The organism is Rhodococcus sp. NPDC003383 (genome assembly GCF_053589115.1).
On record NZ_JBSFRG010000008.1, the window covers coordinates 107,990 to 127,960 of the forward strand.

The following is a 19,971-nucleotide window of genomic DNA, read 5'->3' on the forward strand; positions in this document are numbered from 1 at the left end:
CATCGCACCCCCGGCGGAAAAGAAGCGGGGGATGTCGGGCCTGTCGCGCGTCGCGAAGTACCTCACGAGCAAGCCCGCCGCGTCCCTCGCGACGATCGGGCGGTCGGCCCGCCTGGGCGGAAACGTCCTGCGCTACTGCGTCACCGACACCATCGCGATGAAGCTTCCCCTGCGCGAGGTCATCGAGCAGATGTGGATCCTCCTCAAGGTCACCGCGCTGCCGGCGCTCCTGATGGCCGTCCCGATCGGCGCCGAGGTCTCGGTCCAGGTCGGCGGCATCATGAACCAGGTCGGTGCCAACTCCCTCGCGGGCGCGGCCAGCGGCCTCGGCGTCGTCGGTCAGGGTGCGCCGATGGCCGCCGGTCTCCTCATGAGCGGCGCGGCCGCCTCGGCGATCGCATCCGATCTCGGCGCGCGATCCATCCGCGAGGAGATCGAGGCGATCCGCGTCATGGGCATCGATCCTGTCCAGCGCCTCGTCGTTCCCCGCTTCCTCGCGATGATCGCGATCGCCCCGATGCTGTGCATCGTCATCATCGCCGCCGGTGTCGCCGCCGGCCTGACCATCTCCGCCAACGTCAACGACGTTGTGCCGGGCAGCTTCTGGCAGTCCTTCGGCGCCTTCGCCACCCCCACCGACCTCGCCTTCTCGGTCCTCAAATCGGTGATCTTCGCCGCGATGGTCGTGCTCATCGCCGGTCTGCGCGGCCTCGAGGCCAAGGGCGGACCGACCGGCGTCGCCAACGCCGTCAACGCTTCCGTCGTGCTGAGCGTGTTCTGCATCTTCATCGCGAACCTCGTCGTCAGCCAGCTCCAGCTGATGTTCTTCCCGGCAAGGCTCGCGTGATGACGACCGGAACACCCGCGCATCGCGGGATTCGCAAGCACACGCCGGTCTCGGCACGCCTCGGCGCGGTGACCCGACGCGCCAGGGGAGCGGTCGAGGAACTCGGCCAGATCGTGCTGTTCACGGCCCGCACCGTCTACCTGCTCCCGAAGACCGTCAAGCACTACCGCAAGCAGACCCTCGCGACGATGAACAACATGGCCTGGGGCAACGGGTCGCTCGTCGTCGACGGCGGTGTCATCAGCCTGATGTTCTTCCTCGGTATCGCAGTCGGCGCGGTCGTCGCCATCCAGGCGTTCATGGCCTTCGACCTGCTCGGCTTCGGCGCCCTGACCGGCATCATCGGCTCGTTCGGCAACGTGCGCGTCATCGCGCCGATCATCACCGGCATCGGCTTCGCGGCCCAGGCCGGTTGCCGGATGACGGCCGAGATCGGGTCCATGCGCATCTCCGAGGAGATCGACGCGACCGAATCGATCGGTCTGCAGGCGATCCCGTTCGTCGTCGGACCCCGCCTGATCGGCAGCATGCTCGTGGTCCTGCCCGGCTACCTCATGGCGCTCGTCGTCAGCTTCATCACCGGTGGTCTTGTGGTCAAGAACTTCCACGACCAGCCGAGCGGCACCTACGACCACTACTTCGGCCAGTTCCTCAACGTTCCGGATCTGGCCGCGTCGGTCGCCAAAGCCCTGATCTTCTGTGCCGTCGTCACGATGATCCACTGCTACTACGGGTATTTCGCGTCGGGTGGGCCGGCGGGTGTCGGCTCGGCGTCGGGACGTGCGATCCGCGCGAGCCTGGTCGCCATCGTCGTCCTGAACTTCGTAATGACGGTGATCATCTGGGGCCTGAGCCCCGAACTTGTCTTCAAGGGATGAGGAAACGAACATGTCGAGAAGCCAGGACTTCCTGCGCGGAACAGCGGCAGAGCAGTCGCGGAGGCTGGCAACGACCGGAATGGCTACCCTCGCGGTACTCGGGGTCGCAGCCGCCGTCGGCGCGACGATGTACCCGAAGTGGTCCGCCCCGAAGGGAATCGACGTCGCAGTCGACGTCGCCTATGTCGGACCGGGCGTCACGGAAGGAACGAAGGTCGTGTTGCGCGGCCGGTCCGTCGGAACCGTCACCGAACTCGAACGCACGGACACCGAATCGGTGCGGATGCACCTTGTTCTCGACGAGGAGCAGATCGGCGGACTCACCGACCGGTTCGAACTCGACTTCCGGCCCGAGAACTACTTCGGCACGTCCGCGGTGAACCTCGTCGCGCAGCCGGGTGGCAACCCGATCGCCTCCGGGATGGAACTCGCACGTGAACCACAGGGCGACTACACGATGTCGACGATGATCGAGCAGGGCTCGCTGACCATCGACGGCACCCTGACCGACGACATGATCTCGTCGCTCGACAAGACCGTCCACTACCTAGACGGACTGACGCCGTGGATCGACACCGGCGTCGAGGTCGCCGATCACGTCGCCGCGACTCAGCAGGAACTCCCGACCGTCCAGATCGCACGCTTCAACGACATCCTCGAGGCGATGCCCGGATTCAGCGAGCAGGCGATCGCGTCCCTCATGGCCATCTACGACAGCAACTACAACCACCTCGCGGACGGCTCGATCGGCGTCGACGATGCGGTGTTCGACGAAGCGAATGCGGGTCTGACGCTCGCCGCGAACCAGCTGTTCGGTCAGGCCGGCGCCCTGCTGGCGTCGCACGGCGGTGAACTCACCCCGTTGATCGACACGGTGGTCGTGGCCTCGGACGTCTTCCCGCACCTCGTCAACGGCGGTATGACTCCGGCCGCGGCCCGCGAGATCGTGCGGCGCCTCGACTCGACCTTCGTCGACACCCCCGACGGACAGCGCCTGCGCCTGCGCATCCTCGTCGACGGTTTCCCCTCGTTCACAGCGCCCCTCGGACTCGGAGCGGCACCGGCCCCGGAAGGAGGCGAGCGATGACGACCCGAGCCACCTACATCGCGACCATCGTCAAACTCGTGATCGCGGCGGTCATCTCGGTCATGCTGTTCGGTCTGGTCATCAGCGCGATGCGCAGCCCCGTGGACGGCGCCACCCGCAGCTACACCGCGGAATTCTCCGACGTGTCCGGTCTCGGATCCAACGGCGACATCCGCACCCGAGGCGTCCGCATCGGGAAGGTCGAGTCCATCGACCTGCACCGCCGCGACGGCAGCACCATCGCCGAAGTGCGATTCACGATGGAGGCGCCCTACACCCTCACCGACGACACCACCCTGGCGGTCAAGTACCAGAACCTGACCGGCGTGCGGTACATCGACGTCGACTTCGGATCCGGGTCCGGCACGCCGGTGGACCACGTCGCGCTCGAACGGACCCGGCCGTCGTTCGACATCACCGAGCTGTTCAACGGCCTCCAGCCGGTGCTCGCCACGATGAGCACCGAGGACATCAACCGGTTCGCCGAGAACGCGATCTCGCTGCTCCAGGGCGACGGCAGCGGTCTCGCCCCGATGATGGACGACGCGCAGAAGCTCGCCGACCTTGCCGCCGACCGCGAGCAGGTCCTGTCCACCCTCGCCGACAATCTCGCCCGGATCGCGGACAGCATGGGCGGCCGCTCCGACGGCGTCGTCGAATTCCTTCGCTCCGTGAGCTTCCCGATCGGAAAGGCCATGACCGTTCTCGACGAGTTCCCGAAGACCGCGTCCTACGGTCCGCAGTTCCTGACCCCCGTCAAGCGGCTGCTCGACGCCTATGGGCTCGCGCCGGGTGCGGACGTCGACGCGATGGTCGCCGACGCATTCACGTCGCTGGAGGAAGCCGCGGACGCCATCCGGTTGCTGCCCCCGGCGGTCGCCGGCCTGCAATTGCCGGCGAGTCTGCCCGCTGGCGCGGGAGCGGGCTGCACCCACGGTCTCGCCCAGTTGCCGACCGATGTCCAGGTTCTTCTCAACGGTAGTGAGGTCGTCGTATGCAGCGCGTCATGAGTAAGGGACGATTCGGATCGGGCCGCATCGCGGCGTGGTTCGACAACGATCTCCGGATCGGCGCGGGCGTCGCAGTTCTCGTCGCCCTGGGTCTCGTCGCCACCGCGGTCCTGTACACGAATCCGCCCGGGCGGAAGACGATTTCGTTCGAGACGACCGACGTCTCGGCCATCTCGGTGGGGCAGGACGTGCGCGTCGCGGGTGTGTCCGTCGGCAAGGTGTCCGACATGCGGCTCGGTGACACCTCGGTGCGCGTCACCGCCGAGGTCGAGGACGACCTCGAGGTCGGCACCGACACCCGTGTCGAGGTTCGCATGCTCACCCCTGTCGGCGGCTACGCGGTGACGCTCGTTCCCCTCGGTGAGGTTCCGCTCGGCGACTCCACCCTCCCCGCCGCGCAGGTCACCGTCCCGTACTCCATCGGCGACGTGCTGCAGGCGGCCCCCAACGTCACCGACAACGTCGAGGCTGAGCTGATCGACGCCAACCTCGCGCAGGTCGCGGAGGCCCTGAACAAGAACCCCGGCTCCGTCGAATCGGTGATCGCCGGAATGAGCGCGGTCGCGCGCGTCATGGACCACCAGCGCGCCCAGGTCCACACCGTCGCGAGCCTCGCCTCGGAGTACCTCACGACGTTCAACGCGAGCCGCCAGATGGTGTTCGACCTGATCCGCGAGATCGACATCGTGTTCGCCACCTACAACACCACCCACGCGGGCTTCAACGAGGCGTACCGGCTGCTCGGCCACGTCCTGATGACGGTCGCGCCCTACGAGGAGTACTACCTCGACCATCGCGAGGAGGTGGCGGCCGGCATCGCACAGGTCCGCGGCATGATCGAGCAGTTCAACGCGGAGTTCGGGCCGTCGATCGATGCACTGGCCGCGACCCGCGATCAGCTCGCGAACTGGCTCACGCCCACCGGCATCGCCGAGATCGGCGGCGGCACCCTGATGGCCTCGGACATCTGTGTCCCCGTACCGGGACGTCAATGCTGATGCGGCCCTCGACATTCCGTCTTGATGACACGAACGGCAGGTTGTTGTGAAGAGAACGACCAGAATGACGATCATCGCGCTGACCACCACCGCGATCGCGTCGTCGTGCGGCGTCGCCGTCACCCATGCCCAGGCGAACGACACCGGGGCACCGTCCGAGACCCTGTGCGCCGAGATGCCCGACGGCATCGGCCTCTACCCGGGAAACCCCGTCACGCAGATGGGTTTTCCGGTCGGCAAGGTCGACTCGGTGGTGTCGAAGGGCGATCACGTCGAGGTCGTCTTCACGACCGACGGCGGACGTCTGTTCCCGGCCGACGTCCAGGCCGTGACGCGGTCGAAGTCGATCCTCGCGGACCGCAGCCTCGAACTCGTCGGGAACTACGAGTCGGGGCCGACCCTCGAGCCCGGATCGTGCATTCCGCTCCGGAACAGCCACACACCGAAGACGATCTCCGAGGTCGTCGGATCGGCCGCGGACTTCATCGAGGCGCTCTCGCCCGAGGGTGGTGAGGACACCATCGAGATGGCCGTGACCGGATTGAACGAGTCGCTGCGAGGCCAGGGACCGAACGCGCGGGCGATGATGGAACACGCCGCGAGCGCGATGGAGAACCCCGACCGGTTCGTCGCGGACATCGGCTCGTCCATCGACAACATGGCCCCGCTGACCGAGGACGCCCTCGCCCAGTGGGCGGCGATCAAGAACATCGTCGCGAACATGCCCGACGTCGTCGACGCCGGCATCGACCTGTGGCCCGGAACGATCGACGTCTGCGTCGGCATCGGATGGCTCGTCGCCCTGCTCGACGACGTCCAGAACAGGTACGGCGACGAGATCTGGCCGTTCGTGCACGGCCAGGCGACCGATGCGATCGCCCTCGCCGCAGCCCGCTCCGGCGACATCGGCGACCTCGTCTCCACCGTGCCCTCCCTGAAGGGGGCCGTGGACCAGCAGACCGCGCAGTCCGGGCCGCTGACGGCAGGGTTCAACCCGCCCGCGATTGCTCTGAAAGACGAAGAAGCCGAACGTCTCTGCGCTCTCCTCGAATCGCTGAGCCCGGGAAGCTGCCGCAGTGCAGGCTCGGGCGAGAAGGTCACCGAAGAGGGCCTGCTCGGTCTGCTCGACCTGAACGGAGCGGTGCGATGACCTCGACCACGATCCGGCGCGGAATCCGGACCTTCACAGCGCTCGCCCTCATCCTCGTCGCCTCGGCGTGTTCGCTGCGCCCCGAGGACCTGCCGTCCGTGCGCGGCGGCATCGGCGACGGCTACGAGATCTCGATCGAGTTCGCCAGCGTCATGAACCTGCCGTCCGGCGCCGACGTCATCATGGACGGCGTCCGCGTCGGCGAGGTCCGCGAGGTTGCCCTCCAGGAGGACAGCGTCGCCGTGACGGCCGGGATCCGCTCCGATACGCGCGTGCCGGCGAGTATCCAGGCGATCGTCCGCCAGAACACCCTGCTCGGCGACACATACGTCGCGCTCGTGCGGGACCCGCAGGGCAAGACGGGGGAGTACCTCCGTGACGGCGCGACCGTCCCCACCGAACGCACCACCTCGCCACCCCAGCTCGAGGACACGATGGCCGTGCTCGCAACCTTCATCAACGGCGGCAGCATCCGCCGCATCGAAGAGGTGATGGGTCGCGTCAACTCCGTCATGCCGGACGTGCCCGAGATCCAGCGTCTCGCTTCGACCGTGGCCGTCGACCTCGACGATCTCGGCGGGCGAACCGCGGAGATCGACCGCATGCTCAACGGGTTGGACGCCACCGCAACGACTTTGAACAACAACGCGGAGTCGCTTGAGACGATCTTCGATGCGGAGACCGTGCACTACTGGCGTCGCCTCGCGGTCGATGTCGTCTCGCACATCGGCCAGATCCTCCCGTCGGTCGGCAGCCTCTACGAGGGCGGCCTGTGGTTGATCCCGATGTTCGAGTCGCTCGCCGACACCACCGACATCTCACGTGGCACCCCGTCCGCGGCGGTGGACCTGTCCAACTTCCTGCGGACCACGCTGATCCCGTTCGCGCAGAAGCCGGCCGTCGACGTGGTCGCGGTCGACTCGACGAACGGCGACCAGCTCGTGTCCGACGCCGAGAACATCCTGCGAATGTTGGGAGCTGTGAAGTGATGCGGCGCACCGTACTGTCCCTCGGCGGCATGGCCGTCATCGCGGCCCTGTCCTTCGGATACATGAGCCAGCAGGGTCTGCGCACCGGGCTCATGGAGGACGTCTACACCGCGCAGGTCGAGGTGCCCGACACCAACGGGCTCGTCGTCGGATCGCGAGTACTGCTGCGCGGCATAGACATCGGTGAAGTCACCGACATCACGGCGTCGGCCGACGCCGTCACCGTGTCGTGGAAGTACGACCGGAACACCCCGATCGCCGCGGACAGCACCGTCCGCCTCGACAACCTCTCGGCCCTCGGCGAGCCGTTCCTCGCCGTGTCACCTGGTTCCGATGGCGGACCGGCCCTCGAGGACGGCGCCGTGCTCGCGTCGGACCAGGTGGTCGTGCCCACGACGTTCGAGGAACTGTCCGAACGGCTCACCAACCTGCTCACGCAGGTCGAACCCGACGGCGTCCGCGAGATCTTCCGCACCCTCGACATTGCGTTGCCCGACGACCAGCGCGTCTACGGCAACCTCGAGCGGTCGGGGGAGCTCATGGCCGCGACGATCACGCAGAACTCCGACACCTTCACCACGTTGCTCCGCACCGTGCAGCCTCTGCTGCTCGACAGTGGAACCATTCCCGAGGGGATGCGCGCCACCGAACCCCGTGTTGCCGAATTCGGTAGTGGTTTCAAGGATCTGCTCGCCGGTATCCGCTTCGCCTCCGACCGCGGCCCCCTCAACGCCGGCATCAAGTACGGCGCGAGCCCGTTCATCGGCGAACTGCAGAAGTTCCTCGACGCCACCGCGCCTGACCTCCAAACCATCGGCGTCAACCTCCTGCCTGCCGTGTCCGAAGCCGCGAACAGCATCCGCAGCATGGACATCGGCACGCTGATGAACAACGTCCTCACCTCCACCGAATCCGGGGACGCCCTCACCCTGAAATTGGAGATGCCCGGCAACTGACTGTCCCCCTCCCCATCCCGGCCAGCCACGACAGACGAGGAAAACGATGAACGTCACCACCCTGCCCAACGCCACCGACCGCACCGATCTGGTCGAAATCACCGCCGACCGCAAGCGGTGGACCCCGCCCCGCGCCGCGGTCGGAGCCGCCGGGGTGGTGCTCGTCGCCGCCCTCGGCCTGACCACCTGGCAGTGGCTCGACGCCCGCAGCGAACGCGACGCGCTCCTCGCGGACGCGGCCGGTCGCGAGCAGGCGGAACAGGTCGCCCTCGACTACGCCCTCGGCGCGGCCGAAATGGACTTCCGCGACCTCGGCGCGTGGAAGGGCCGGCTCGTCGCCGGCACGACCCCGGAACTCACCGACCGCCTCACCAGGGCCGCCACGTCGATGGAACAGATCATCGTGCCCCTCCAGTGGTCGTCGACCGCGGAACCCATCACCGCCAAGGCCGAAGCCGGCCCCGACGGCACCTACACCGTCGACTGCTTCGTCAGCGTCCACACCACCAACGCCCAGGCACCCGAAGGCATCCAGTCCACCGCGACGTATCGCCTCACCCTCGACAGCGACGACGAATGGGCGATTACCGAGATCAGTGGGATCGGGGGAGAGGCACTGCCCGAACAGCCCCGGTGACGCTTCTTTCCGGATCCGCGCGCTGGTCGGACAACCGCCGAGGTCCAGGATCGACGTTTCTGTCCATCCGGCGAGCGGATTACGCCCTCGGGTACATCCGGTCGGTGCGGTCCGCGATGGAGACCATGTGCTCCCGAGCCTTCCGAAGTGCCCACAATGCGTCCGAGAGTTCGTCGGCGACCACCTTCAGCACATCGGCCGTGGCCGTGTCCGACAGGGTGCCCAGGTCCGGGTCGATCGTCTGAATCTCGGCCGGGTCGAGGGCGGCGAACTTGGGAATCGCGAACTCGACGAGGATCTCGGCGGACTCGAGCGCGTCGGCGGTGACGCGCATGTTGACGGAGAGCTTGTCGATATCGACGGGTGAGGGGATCGGGTCGTCGTTCATGTCAGGTGTACTCGAATCCGTGATGGTGTGATCGGGGCGGGACCGGATGGAGCGTTGACGATCCGAGGTCCCAACCCGATCGGGATGGTCGGCACAGTGTGCCATTCGAGCCCGACAGATCAACCAGGTCCCGTTTCCAGGCGTGTCCGACGAGGAGTCGCGAGAGATGCCCGTCTTCGGATTGCGCGTCGTCAGGAACAGATTCCCTGGCGTACTGCACCAGGCCGGTTGTGACGGCGGTTACCCGGCGGAGGTAACACCGCCGGACGTGATCGCGCTGCAAACGCGCAGGTCGGGGCCTACTGCGAAAAGTGTTGCACTGGCGTAACAGTGCAGACCCCTGCTGCGGTGGCAATCCAGCCGTGTCTGAAGCACCTTTCCCTCAAACGACTGGGAGGTGAAGATGGCCGGAAAGCCTGGAATCGACGAGATCATCGGCGTCGCGGAGCGCCTGGGAATCGGAATCACGTCAACTGAGGCGGAGGTATACCAGAGCCATCTGGTGAAGGTTCTCGAGGAGTTCGACGCGTTTCTCGGTTCGGACCTGCCCGAGGATCCGCCGCCGCAGTTCGCGACGGAACGGCCCGCCGGGTATCGCCCGAGCGAAGCGGAGGATCCGCTCAACGCCTGGATGTGGAAGACGCGCATCGAAGGCTCCGAGGAAGGACTTCTCCACGGACTCACCGTCAGTTTCAAGGACCACATCGCCGTGGCCGGGACACCGACGGCATACGGACTGCAGGCTCTCGAGGGCAACATCGCGGACTACGATGCCACGATCGTGTCGCGCACCTTGGCGGCCGGCGGAACGGTCGTCGGGAAGAACGTCATGGACGGCCTGGGCGGCGGGTTCGGCTTCGGCGGAGGCATCGGGGACTTCGGGCGAGTTCTGAATCCCCATAAGCACGAGCATCTTTCGGGTGGTTCCTCGTCGGGATCGGCGGCCGCAGTGGCGGTCGCGGACGTCGACATCTCGTTCGGAGGGGATCAGGGTGGTTCCATCCGGATCCCGGCGTCGTGGTCCGGGACGGTCGGGCTGAAGCCGACCTTCGGTGCCGTTTCGCACTTCGGTGCGGGGTTCGGCTCGGATCAGAGCGTCGACTACGTCGGACCCCTGACGCGGACGGTGCGACTCGCCGCAGCCGCGTTTCAGGCGGTAGCCGGGCGTGACGGTCTCGACCCGCGGCAGACCGCGGCGACACCCGAGTGCTTCGACGTGCTCTCCGGGCTCGAGGGCGGTGTCGAGGGATTGCGCATCGGCATCCTGGCGGAGGGGTTCGCCGACGCCGATCCCGCGGTCGCCGCGTCCGTGTCGGCCGCCGCGGAGGTCCTGGCCGGTCTCGGAGCCGAGATCGTGGAAGTGTCGGTGCCGGCGTTCGCCTGGGCCTCACGTGCACAGACGGCGCTGATGCCCGAAGGCGCCCGGGCGGTGTTCGACACCGGCTTCTTCGGGACGTTCACGCGGACGTGGTACCCGGCGGAGAACATCGAGGCGATCAACCGCATGTGGGCGAACGACGCCGACGGGCTGGATCCCCGGATCAAGCTCAACTACCTCGTCGCCGACTTCAGCCGGCGGCTGTACGGCGGGCGCGTCTACGCGAAGTCGCAGAACATGCGCGGCCAGGTGATCGGCGAGTTCGATCGGGTCCTGACAGGGATCGACGCCCTCGTGATGCCGACGACCCTCACGACGGCACCCGAGTACGACGCCCCCGCGCCGGGCGAGGCGCTCGCGGTCAAACTGGCCGGTGAGATCGTCGGCAAGGCGGTGCGGAACACCCGGCCGTTCAACTACACCGGCCATCCCGCGCTCGCCGTGCCGTGCGGAATGATCGGCGGTCTGCCCGCGAGCATGCAGCTCGTGGGGCGCTTCTTCGACGAAGGAACACTGCTTCGCATCGCATACGCCTTCGAGCAGGCGAAGCCCGACCTTCAGGAAGAGCTGGTGTCGAGCGCACGAGCGACCGTGACCGTATGAGGCGCCGGAACGACTCCGCACGACACGAGGGGCGGGTGTTCCGGTCACTCACGGTCCCGAACTATCGCCGCTATTTCTGGGGGAGTTTCGTCAGCAATATCGGCGTATGGATGCAGCGGACGGCCCAGGTCTGGGTGGTCATGCAACTCTCGGGCGGCAACGGCGTCGCACTGGGAGTCGTTGCGTTCCTCCAGTTCGCCCCGACCCTCGTGTTCGGTTTGTACGCCGGTCTGGTGGGGGACAGGTTCAGCAGGGCGAAGATCCTGCTCGTCACGCAATGCGCCATCAGCGCGGTCAGCGCGATAATGGCGGTCCTGGATTTCGCCGGGATGATGTCGCTGCCGATCATGTACGTGCTCGCCGCCGTCGTGGGAATTGTGACGGCGTTCGACGCGCCCATCCGTCAGACTTTCGTCTCCGACCTCGTGGTGGATCCCGAATTCATCGGAAATGCGGTCGGACTGAATTCTGCGGCATTCAATTCGGCGCGTCTGATCGGGCCGGCGGTAGCGGGCGGGATCATGGCGGTCACCTCGACCTGGACCGTATTCGCGCTGCATGTCGTGGCATCGCTGGGAATTATCGTGTCGCTCTATTCGATCGGCCGCAGTGTCCCCGGCGGTGGCCGGGTTCCACGCGAGAAGGGACAGCTCCGAGAAGGGATCAGGTACGTGCTGTCGTCGACGGACCTGGTCGGGCTGCTCCTCATCGCGGGGGTCATCAGCGCTCTCGGCCTCAACGGTATCCAGGTGTTCATCCCGCTAGCGTCGGGGGAGCTGTTCGGCCGCGGGGCACTTGCCTTCGGGATGCTGACGTCGGCAATGGCGATCGGTTCCGTCATCGGTGCGCTGGTATCGAATCTTCGATCGGGAATGCCGAAGCGGCGTACCGTATTCGGTGCCGCGGCCGTCGCCGGCATCTGTGAGTGCGTCCTCGGTGTCATGCCGACCTACGAGTTGTTCGCGGTGATGCTGCTTCCGACCGGGATCGCCCTGATGTACTTCGTGGTCGCGGTCAACACCCGGGTCCAGATGTCCAGTGCGGACTGGGTGCGAGGGCGGGTCATGTCGTTGTACATGATGGTGTTCTTCACCGGCGCGGCACTCGGCTCTACCGCGACCGGCGGTCTGTCGGAACTGCTCGGTATCCCGCTCGCCGTCGCGACCGCAGGGGCATCGATGATCGCGTGCGCGCTTCTCGTCGGTGCAGCGCTGCTCGTTCGGGCGAGAAAGCACGATTCGCGTGAAAGTGAAGACGTGCAAAGCAATACAGATTCCATTGATGCGAGCAAGATCACGGCCACGGTTTCCTTGCGTGCGAAATCACGAGTGTGATCCACCCTGCGCAGATCGAATCTGTTCACCGATCAGCCCGATTGTTACGAAATGACCGGTGCTGTAACACTCGGTGCAGTTTCAAGAAACAACACTCTGGAATATTGATCCTCGAAAGATCAAATGGGCCCGATCATTTCACGATTCATCGGATGCCCACACGAAGATGAACATTCTTCTCCTTCGTTCGGTGCTGCGACGATGCCGGCCGCGATGAAGCGAGTGACACGGACGCGAAGGCGTTCGTCATCGAGGATTCCGCCCACAGATCAGCGGCAACGTGAAAGGAAGGGTGAGTAGATGAGCCAGGCAGTTGTGAAGGAGCCGGTCGTTGCTACCGGAGACCAGTTGCGTGTCCCGGCACCGGCCCTCGAAGTTCGCGACCTCGTCACCGAGTTCCGTACGGAGAAGGGCAATCTGAGAGCAGTCAACGGTGTCTCGTTCTCGGTGCAACGCGGCGAGGTTCTCGCTGTGATCGGGGAGTCGGGTAGTGGCAAGAGCGCGATGCTCCGCTCCATTCTCGGCATCCAGCCGCCGAGCACTCTCATCGAAGGTGAAGTGCGACTCGGGGGCCGGGACCTGCTCGCGATGAGCAGCCGGGAGCGCCGGCGCGTCCGTGGACGTGACGTCGCGATGGTTTTCCAGGACCCGCTGACGGCGCTCGATCCGGTCTACACAGTCGAGCAGCAGCTGGTGGAGACGATCCTCGTCCATCAGAAGATGTCTCGCTCTCGTGCCCGGGCACGGGCGCTGGAACTGCTCGAACTCGTTCAGATCCCGTCGCCGGAAACGCGGCTGAAGGCGTATCCGTCCGAGTTGAGCGGCGGCATGCGGCAACGCATCGTGATCGCGATGGCGATCGCCGGAACCCCACAGGTGCTGCTCGCTGACGAGCCCACCACTGCTCTGGATGTCACCGTGCAGGCCCGGATGATCCGGCTGTTCCGCCGGATTCAGATGGAAGCCGACATGGGACTCATCGTGGTCACCCACGACCTCGGTGTCGCGGCCGAACTGGCCGATTGCGTTGCGGTGATGTATGCCGGGCGGATCGTCGAGTACGGCACAGCCAAGGAAGTGCTGTCGAATCCGCAACATCCCTACACGGAAGGATTGATCGAGGCGAATGTCCGGCCCGGGCAGGATTCGCGTCCGCGGGCGATCATCGGGGCGCCGCCGAGCTTGAAGCGGCTCCCGCCGGGTTGTTCGTTCGCGCCGCGATGCCCGGAAGCCGTCTCGGAATGCTGGTCGGAGCTACCGGCATTGGCGGAGATCGGCGAAAAGCGATTCAGTCGCTGTGTTTTCAGCCCACGTGCCATGATGGCACACAGTACCAGGGAGAACTGACATATGCGGATAGGATTGGTGCGCCGTAGCAGCCGCGCCTCTGCACCTCGTCGGCTACGGCTTCTTGCCCTCGGCCTTGCTGGAACGATCGCACTCACCGCGTGTGGGACCGCAAGCGGGTCGGATGGTGGGGAACAGGTTCTGCGGATCGCGATGTCGGCGGGAAACATTCCCTACCCCGCGACTCCGCCCAACGAAGGATACGAGGGATATCGATTTGTCGGGAACAACATCTACGATGCCTTGACTCGTCTGAATCTCGATCAGGCCGAGGAACTTCCGACGCCGCAGCCGTCTCTGGCCGAATCGTGGGAGTCGAGTGAGGATCTGACGGCCTGGACGTTCAAGCTGCGGGAGGGAGTCAAGTTCCACGACGGCACGGACTTCAACGCCGACGCGGTGATCTTCCAGTTCGATCGGATGCGCAATCCCGACTTCGAATACTATTCCGCCACCGATGCCGGACGCGGCGCGGCCGCATTCCGCTTCATCTCCGGCTGGGAGAAGATCGACGACTACACCGTCACGATCCGGACGTCGCAGCCCTACGCCTGGGTGCCGTGGGACGTGGCGTCGATCTTCATCCCCAGCCCGACCAAGGTCAAGGAAGTCGGCAACGACGCCTACAACCAGTCTGCGACGGGAACCGGCCCGTTCGTCATGACCGAGTACGTCGACGGCGAAGTGATGGAGCTGACCCGCAACGACGACTACTGGGGCAATGTGCCGAAGCTCGACAAGATCGTCCTGTACCCGCAGGCCGAGGCCGCGTCGCGGTTCGCCGCGCTCACGTCCGGTGAGGTGGACTGGGCCGAAGTGCCGGCACCGGATTCGCTCGCCCAGCTCGAAGCGGAAGGCTTCAACATTCAGCTCGGCAAGTACCCGCACGGAATCATGCCTCGGTTCAACCAGTTCCGGGCACCGTTCAAGGACAACCTGGCGCTCCGGCAGGCACTGAACTTCGCGCTGGACCGCGAAGGCACCGCCGCGTTGATCAACGATGTGGGCTACCCGGCTTCGCAGTGGGTGTACGACGGGCATCCCGCGTTCGACGTGGACAACAACTCCGGGTACACCTACGACGTCGAGAAGGCCAAGAAGCTCCTGGCCGATTCGGGAACCCAGCCGGGATCTCTGAAGCTGACGATGGCCTACCCGACGGGTGGCTCCGGGAACATGTTCCCCGACGTGATGATGCAGAAGCTCCAGGCGGACTTCGCGGCGATCGGGGTCGACGTGACGCTCGAGCCGATGGAGTGGAACACGCTGCTCACCGCGAGCCTCGAAGGGCTCGACAAGCCGCAGTGGCAGCACATCGACATCCTGTGGGCGTCGCCGGCGGCGGGGATGATGCCGTCGCTGTACTCGAGCTCCTTCATGTGTGTCCTCCCCGGTGGTTCGCCCAATGCGGCGGGCACGTGCAACCAGAAGGCCACGGACGCACTGCTCACCGCCGCGCAGCAGCCCGATGTGGCCGAGCAGGACCGCTATCTCCAGGACATGATGGGTGCAGCCGTCGACAATGCCGACTTCTTGTTCTGGATGCACGATCTGAACCTGCGCGTGCTCTCGCCCAGGGTTCAGGGATACGTACATCCGCAGTCCTGGTGGGTGGATTTCACCACCATCTCCATGGAATAGATTCGAGGGGGAGTCAATGCTCTCGGTGATCTTGAGACGTACCGCGCTGGCGGTGCCCACGCTCTTCGGTGTATCCATCGTCGTCTTCCTGCTCATGCAGGTTCTGCCCGGTGACCCGGTCGCCTCCTTCATGACCGAGGATTCGACCGACGCCGAACGTCAGGCCATGCGGGCCGAACTCGGCCTCGACCGACCCCTGCCGGTTCGCTATCTCGACTGGCTGACGGCCGCCTTCCAGGGCGATCTCGGATATTCCCTGCAACGGCGCAGGGAAGTCCTCGATCTGCTGACCCAAGCGATCGGCAACACGCTCGTCCTCGCCCTGGCCTCCGCGGTGTTCGGCATCGTCGCCGGCGTCGCAATCGGATTCGTCGCAGGTGTCCGCCGTGGGTCCGTCGTGGACCGGGTGGTGTCGGTGATCAGCTTGTCTGGCTTGAGCATCCCGTCGTTCTTCCTGGCGATCGTGCTCCTGGCGGTGTTCTCCGGAGGCCTGAAGTGGTTCCCGTCCGGTGGGGCGGTCCTCGACGAGGGGCTCGCGACGGCGCTGCAGCACCTGACGCTTCCCGTCCTCGCCGGATCACTGGTCACGATGGCGATCACGGCCCGGGTGACCCGGGCGAGTGTCGTCGACGTGTACAGCTCGGACTTCATCGAGACACTGCGAGCGAAGGGCCTGAGCTCCACGCAGATCAACCGGCACGTGATGCGGAACGCGATCTCCCCGGTGCTCACCACGTCCGGCGTGCAGATCGGTGCGCTGCTCGGCGGATCGGTTCTGGTGGAGACGATCTTCCGCTGGCCCGGCATGGGAATGCTCGTGTTCAACGCGATCTCGTCGCGTGACCTCCTCGTCGTGCAGGGCGCCACCCTCGTGATCGCCCTCTGCTTCGTCCTGATCAACCTGGCCGTCGATCTCGCACAGGCGGCGATCGATCCCCGAGTGAGAGCAGGTGTCGCATGACCACTCTTCTTCTGCAACAAGGACCACTCGCCGGCAGCGCGCCGACGACCGAATCGAAGGTGGAGGCGGAGCGACTCCGCGAAGCGTGGCTGGCGCAGGAAGAGAGCGTTCGCAGCCAGTCGTTCTGGAAGGAGACCGGCCGCCGATTCCTCGCCAACAAGGTCGGCGTCGGTGCCGCGGCCGTCGTGCTGCTCCTGGTCCTCGCGGCAATCTTCGCGCCGCTGATCACGAGCCACGACCCGCTTGTCGGGAACCCCGCGGACCGCCTGCTCGGGGTGTTCAGCGGAGGGCACATCCTCGGCACCGACGAACAGGGCCGGGACATGTTCGCCCGCATCGTCTACGGCGGACGGCTGTCGCTGGTGGCCGGCTTCGTGCCCACCCTCGTCGCGGCACTGATCGGCACCGCGATCGGCGTCACGGCGGGCATGGTCGGAGGACTCATCGGCAGCGGTCTGATGCGCGCAATGGATGTGCTGTACGCATTCCCGGCCATCCTGCTGGCCATCGCGGTCGGAGCGTCCCTCGGCCCCGGCCTGACCAACACCGTGATCGCCGTGACGATCGTGTTCATCCCCCCGGTCGCACGTGTCGCGGAATCGGCGACCCGCCGGGTCGTCTCCCGCGAGTACATCGAGGCCGCCCGGCTGACCGGAGCATCGCGCATCCGGATCGCCCGCAGCCAGGTGCTGCCGAACGTGCTGAACGACATCATCGTCTACTCGTCGGGCCTGGTCGGCGTCGCGATGATCACCGCGGCGAGCCTGAGCTTCCTGGGCCTGGGCTCCCCGCCGCCGGCACCGGAGTGGGGCTACATGCTCAACAGCATGCGTGGCGCGCTCTACGTCGAGCCGCTGGTGGCCATGATTCCGGGCATCTTCATCTTCCTTGCCTCGGTCGCATTCAACATGGCGAGCGACGCCCTTCGCGAAGCAATGGATTCGCGTCTGTGACAAGACGATCGACGGAAGGAGCGTGAAATGACCGTCACGACTGAAAATCCCGATCTATCCACGCCGAAGTCCCGGCACCCGGTTCTGGAAATCCTCGACGTCTCCAAATCGTTCGCCGTGCGGGACGGATTCAGAACCCGCTCGCTGTCGGCCGTGGACCACGTGTCGCTCTCGGTCGACGAGGGCACCACACTCGGCATCGTCGGCGAATCGGGCTGTGGCAAATCGACACTCGCCCGGATCATCGTCGGTCTCCACACGGCGAGCACCGGTGAGATCATCTTCGACGGCAAGCAGATCTCGACCACCGGCAAGCGCGACCGCGCCGCCGTCGAGCAGATGCAGATGGTGTTCCAGGACCCGTCGTCCGCTCTCAATCCCAGGGCCACCATCAGCGAGTCGATCGCCTTCCCGCTGCGGGTGCAGGGTGTCGCCGCCGACGAGATCGACAGACGCGTCGCGAAGGTCATGGCGGACGTGGGCCTGCCCAGCAACTACGCCGGCAACTACCCGCATCAACTCAGCGGCGGGCAGCGCCAGCGCGTGAACATCGCTCGCGCACTGGCGTTGCAGCCCAAGCTGATCGTCCTCGACGAGGCGGTCTCGGCACTCGACAAGTCGATTCAGGCGCAGGTGCTGAATCTGCTCGAGGACCTGCAGGAAGAGTACGGGCTCACCTACGTCTTCATCAGTCACGATCTCAACGTGATCGAGTACATCAGCGATCGCATCGCGGTGATGTACCTGGGACAGGTCGTCGAATCCGGTGCCGCGTCGGACCTCTACGAGCATCCCCTGCATCCGTACACCCAGTTGCTGTTCTCCTCCATTCCGAATCTCGATCCCGACGAGAGCCGGCGCGACGATCCGGAGGCCGTCGACGCGGGCGAGATTCCCAGCCCGCTGAACCCTCCGAGCGGGTGCCGGTTCCGGACCCGATGCTCGTTCGCCCACGACCGGTGCGCGAGCGAGGCGCCGGTTCAGGTCGAGGTGTCGGCCGGGCACGCCGTCGCTTGCCACCTCTACCCGGAAGGAGGTGCGCGAGACCTCGTCGAGTTCCTTCCAGGAGTTTCCGAGCAGTGAAATCGAGAAAGGCACCAATGATGGCTGTTTCACCGAACGACATGGTTGCGGCGATCCTGTCGGCCGCACAGCTGACCGTGAGCGAACGCGAATTCGACACCATGGTCAGGGACTATCCGGTCATGCGGGCAGCGGCGGACTCGCTGTACCTCCCGGAACTCGAGTTCGTCGAGCCGGCCGTGACCTTCGATTCGAGGACTGCATTTCTTCCCGTGTAGGCGCTGAAGCTCAGAAAGGAAAACTCCTGTGACAAGCGATATTCCGCTGACGATCAAAGAGGCCGCGGAGGCGCTGCGATCGGGCGAGACGACGTCGGTGGCGATCACCGAGACCGTGCTCGCCCGGGTGGAGCGGCTCAACGACGAACTCGGTGCCTATGTCACCGTCACCAAGGATCAGGCCCTCGAACAGGCGGCCGCCGCAGACGCGGATCTCGCTGCCGGGAAGGACACCGGTCCGCTGCAGGGAATTCCGCTTGCGATCAAGGACATCATCGCGATGCGGGGCGCAGGTACCACGGCCAACAGCCGCATCCTCGACGGCGGCTGGTGCCCGGACCACGAGGCCCCTGTGGCGGCACGCCTGCGGGCCGCCGGGTCCGTCTTCGTGGGTAAGTCGACCACCAGCGAGTTCGCGCTGGGTCTTCCGGACCCGGACAAGGGCTTTCTCGTACCGCACAACCCGTGGAATGTCGCCCACACGCCCGCAGGTTCGAGTTCGGGCACCGGAATCGCGGTCGCGGCCGGGTTGGCGCTCGGCGGTCTCGGAACCGACACCGGCGGATCGGTGCGCGGCCCCGCGGCCGCGAACGGCCACACCGGCCTGAAGGTGACCTTCGGACGTGTGCCGAAGAGCGGCGTGGTCCCGCTCGGGTACAGCCTCGACAGCATCGGGCCGATGGCCCGCAGCGCGTACGACTGCGCACTCATGCTCGAGGTGATGGCCGGACACGATCCCAGTGACCCGAACGCCGCCGACGTGCCCGTTCCCGCGTACTCCGCGCAGCTCGACGGGGACGTCGACGGGCTGAAGATCGCGCTCCCGATGCCGTACTTCTTCGACCACGAGATGCTCGACCCTCAGGTGCGCGAAGCTGTCCTGGCAGCGGTCGGCCGGCTGGGCGAGATGGGTGCGGCCGTGGCGGAGACCAGCCTGCCCTACGCCGCGGAGGCCAAGGAAGCGAACCACATCATCCTGGTCGCCGAGGCATTCGCGTACCACCGCAACAACCTCGTCTCGCGCTGGTCCGACTACGGCGCGTTCACCCGCCCCGCCCTCGCCCGCGGAGCCTTCTTCTCCTCCGCCGACGTGATGCAGGCGAACAGGCTGCGGACCGCATTCTCCGCGGAAGTGGCCGCGCTGCTCCGCGAGCACGACGTCATCGTGACGCCCGCCGCGGTCACGCCGGCGGAGCGAGCCGACACGATGGACGTCAGCAAGCGACTCAGCCAGCCCAGCTACACCGGCCACTGGAATCTCACCGGCCTGCCCGCAGTCGCCATTCCCGTCGGACTCAGCGCCGAGGGACTGCCCATGTCGATGCAGATCATCGGGCGGCCGTTCGCCGAAGCGACGGTCCTCAAGGTCGCCGACGCCCTGCAAAGCGTCACGGATTGGCACCTGCTGGTGCCGCCGATCGCTCAACCCGCCGCTGTGTGACAACGGGCTCCGCCCGGTGACCGCACACACCGGGCGGAGCGCGTGCCGTCCAGACCGATGAATGGAGGATCG

At 66.0% G+C, this 19,971-nt stretch carries 19 protein-coding genes; 18 read left to right on the forward strand and 1 reads right to left on the reverse strand.

Features of this window, described 5'->3' with window-relative positions; genetic code table 11:
- The first annotated feature begins 31 nt into the window (after nucleotides 1-31).
- From ACWDTS_RS10005 to ACWDTS_RS10045, 9 genes are all read left to right on the forward strand, one after another.
- On the forward strand, nucleotides 32-847 hold the full coding sequence (locus ACWDTS_RS10005) for an MlaE family ABC transporter permease (protein WP_197250422.1): 816 nt from the start codon (nucleotides 32-34) through the stop codon (nucleotides 845-847).
- Entirely contained in the window at nucleotides 847-1,725 is an 879-nt protein-coding gene (locus tag ACWDTS_RS10010; protein ID WP_197250419.1) for an MlaE family ABC transporter permease, read from the forward strand. Before ACWDTS_RS10005 ends, ACWDTS_RS10010 begins: the two co-directional genes overlap by 1 nt.
- A gap of 10 nt (nucleotides 1,726-1,735) precedes the next feature.
- A complete protein-coding gene (locus tag ACWDTS_RS10015) occupies nucleotides 1,736-2,812 on the forward strand; it encodes an Mce family protein (protein ID WP_450118061.1) in 1,077 nt (358 codons plus the stop codon).
- Nucleotides 2,809-3,822 carry an MlaD family protein gene (locus ACWDTS_RS10020; protein WP_450118062.1) on the forward strand — a complete coding sequence of 338 codons (1,014 nt, stop codon included), beginning with the start codon at nucleotides 2,809-2,811 and terminating at the stop codon, nucleotides 3,820-3,822. Before ACWDTS_RS10015 ends, ACWDTS_RS10020 begins: the two co-directional genes overlap by 4 nt.
- The gene (locus ACWDTS_RS10025; RefSeq protein ID WP_450118063.1) at nucleotides 3,819-4,820 is read left to right on the forward strand and encodes an MlaD family protein; all 1,002 of its coding nucleotides are present in this window, start codon (nucleotides 3,819-3,821) and stop codon (nucleotides 4,818-4,820) included. Before ACWDTS_RS10020 ends, ACWDTS_RS10025 begins: the two co-directional genes overlap by 4 nt.
- A gap of 64 nt (nucleotides 4,821-4,884) precedes the next feature.
- Nucleotides 4,885-5,970, forward strand: a complete 1,086-nt coding sequence (locus tag ACWDTS_RS10030; protein ID WP_420751088.1) for an MlaD family protein — start codon at nucleotides 4,885-4,887, stop codon at nucleotides 5,968-5,970.
- Nucleotides 5,967-6,959, forward strand: a complete 993-nt coding sequence (locus tag ACWDTS_RS10035) for an MlaD family protein (RefSeq protein ID WP_420751089.1) — start codon at nucleotides 5,967-5,969, stop codon at nucleotides 6,957-6,959. The genes ACWDTS_RS10030 and ACWDTS_RS10035 overlap by 4 nt, the downstream gene beginning before the upstream one ends.
- Nucleotides 6,959-7,915: an MlaD family protein gene (locus ACWDTS_RS10040; RefSeq protein ID WP_420751090.1), complete on the forward strand. Its 957-nt coding sequence runs from the start codon at nucleotides 6,959-6,961 to the stop codon at nucleotides 7,913-7,915. Before ACWDTS_RS10035 ends, ACWDTS_RS10040 begins: the two co-directional genes overlap by 1 nt.
- A gap of 46 nt (nucleotides 7,916-7,961) precedes the next feature.
- Nucleotides 7,962-8,552, forward strand: coding sequence for a hypothetical protein (locus ACWDTS_RS10045; protein WP_450118064.1), 591 nt, complete (start codon nucleotides 7,962-7,964; stop codon nucleotides 8,550-8,552).
- Nucleotides 8,553-8,631: 79 nt separating this feature from the next.
- Here the strand turns inward: ACWDTS_RS10045 and ACWDTS_RS10050 are convergent, their stop codons facing one another.
- A complete protein-coding gene (locus ACWDTS_RS10050) occupies nucleotides 8,632-8,940 on the reverse strand; it encodes a hypothetical protein (protein ID WP_450118065.1) in 309 nt (102 codons plus the stop codon).
- A 403-nt stretch (nucleotides 8,941-9,343) separates the two neighbouring features.
- Between ACWDTS_RS10050 and ACWDTS_RS10055 the strand changes: the two genes are divergently transcribed.
- From ACWDTS_RS10055 to ACWDTS_RS10095, 9 genes are all read left to right on the forward strand, one after another.
- Entirely contained in the window at nucleotides 9,344-10,921 is a 1,578-nt protein-coding gene (locus tag ACWDTS_RS10055; protein WP_450118066.1) for an amidase family protein, read from the forward strand.
- Nucleotides 10,922-10,956: 35 nt separating this feature from the next.
- Entirely contained in the window at nucleotides 10,957-12,255 is a 1,299-nt protein-coding gene (locus ACWDTS_RS10060; protein WP_450118067.1) for an MFS transporter, read from the forward strand.
- Nucleotides 12,256-12,555: 300 nt separating this feature from the next.
- A complete protein-coding gene (locus ACWDTS_RS10065) occupies nucleotides 12,556-13,602 on the forward strand; it encodes an ABC transporter ATP-binding protein (RefSeq protein ID WP_450118068.1) in 1,047 nt (348 codons plus the stop codon).
- A gap of 243 nt (nucleotides 13,603-13,845) precedes the next feature.
- The gene (locus tag ACWDTS_RS10070) at nucleotides 13,846-15,243 is read left to right on the forward strand and encodes an ABC transporter substrate-binding protein (RefSeq protein WP_450118069.1); all 1,398 of its coding nucleotides are present in this window, start codon (nucleotides 13,846-13,848) and stop codon (nucleotides 15,241-15,243) included.
- 16 nt (nucleotides 15,244-15,259) lie between these two features.
- Nucleotides 15,260-16,204, forward strand: coding sequence for an ABC transporter permease (locus tag ACWDTS_RS10075; RefSeq protein ID WP_450118070.1), 945 nt, complete (start codon nucleotides 15,260-15,262; stop codon nucleotides 16,202-16,204).
- Nucleotides 16,201-17,157 carry an ABC transporter permease gene (locus tag ACWDTS_RS10080; protein ID WP_450107529.1) on the forward strand — a complete coding sequence of 319 codons (957 nt, stop codon included), beginning with the start codon at nucleotides 16,201-16,203 and terminating at the stop codon, nucleotides 17,155-17,157. Before ACWDTS_RS10075 ends, ACWDTS_RS10080 begins: the two co-directional genes overlap by 4 nt.
- Before the next feature lie 27 nt (nucleotides 17,158-17,184).
- Complete coding sequence (locus ACWDTS_RS10085; RefSeq protein ID WP_450118071.1) at nucleotides 17,185-18,240, forward strand: ABC transporter ATP-binding protein; 1,056 nt, start codon at nucleotides 17,185-17,187, stop codon at nucleotides 18,238-18,240.
- A 20-nt stretch (nucleotides 18,241-18,260) separates the two neighbouring features.
- The gene (locus tag ACWDTS_RS10090) at nucleotides 18,261-18,458 is read left to right on the forward strand and encodes a hypothetical protein (RefSeq protein WP_450107531.1); all 198 of its coding nucleotides are present in this window, start codon (nucleotides 18,261-18,263) and stop codon (nucleotides 18,456-18,458) included.
- Nucleotides 18,459-18,486: 28 nt separating this feature from the next.
- Complete coding sequence (locus tag ACWDTS_RS10095) at nucleotides 18,487-19,899, forward strand: amidase (RefSeq protein WP_450107532.1); 1,413 nt, start codon at nucleotides 18,487-18,489, stop codon at nucleotides 19,897-19,899.
- The last annotated feature ends 72 nt before the right edge of the window (nucleotides 19,900-19,971 follow it).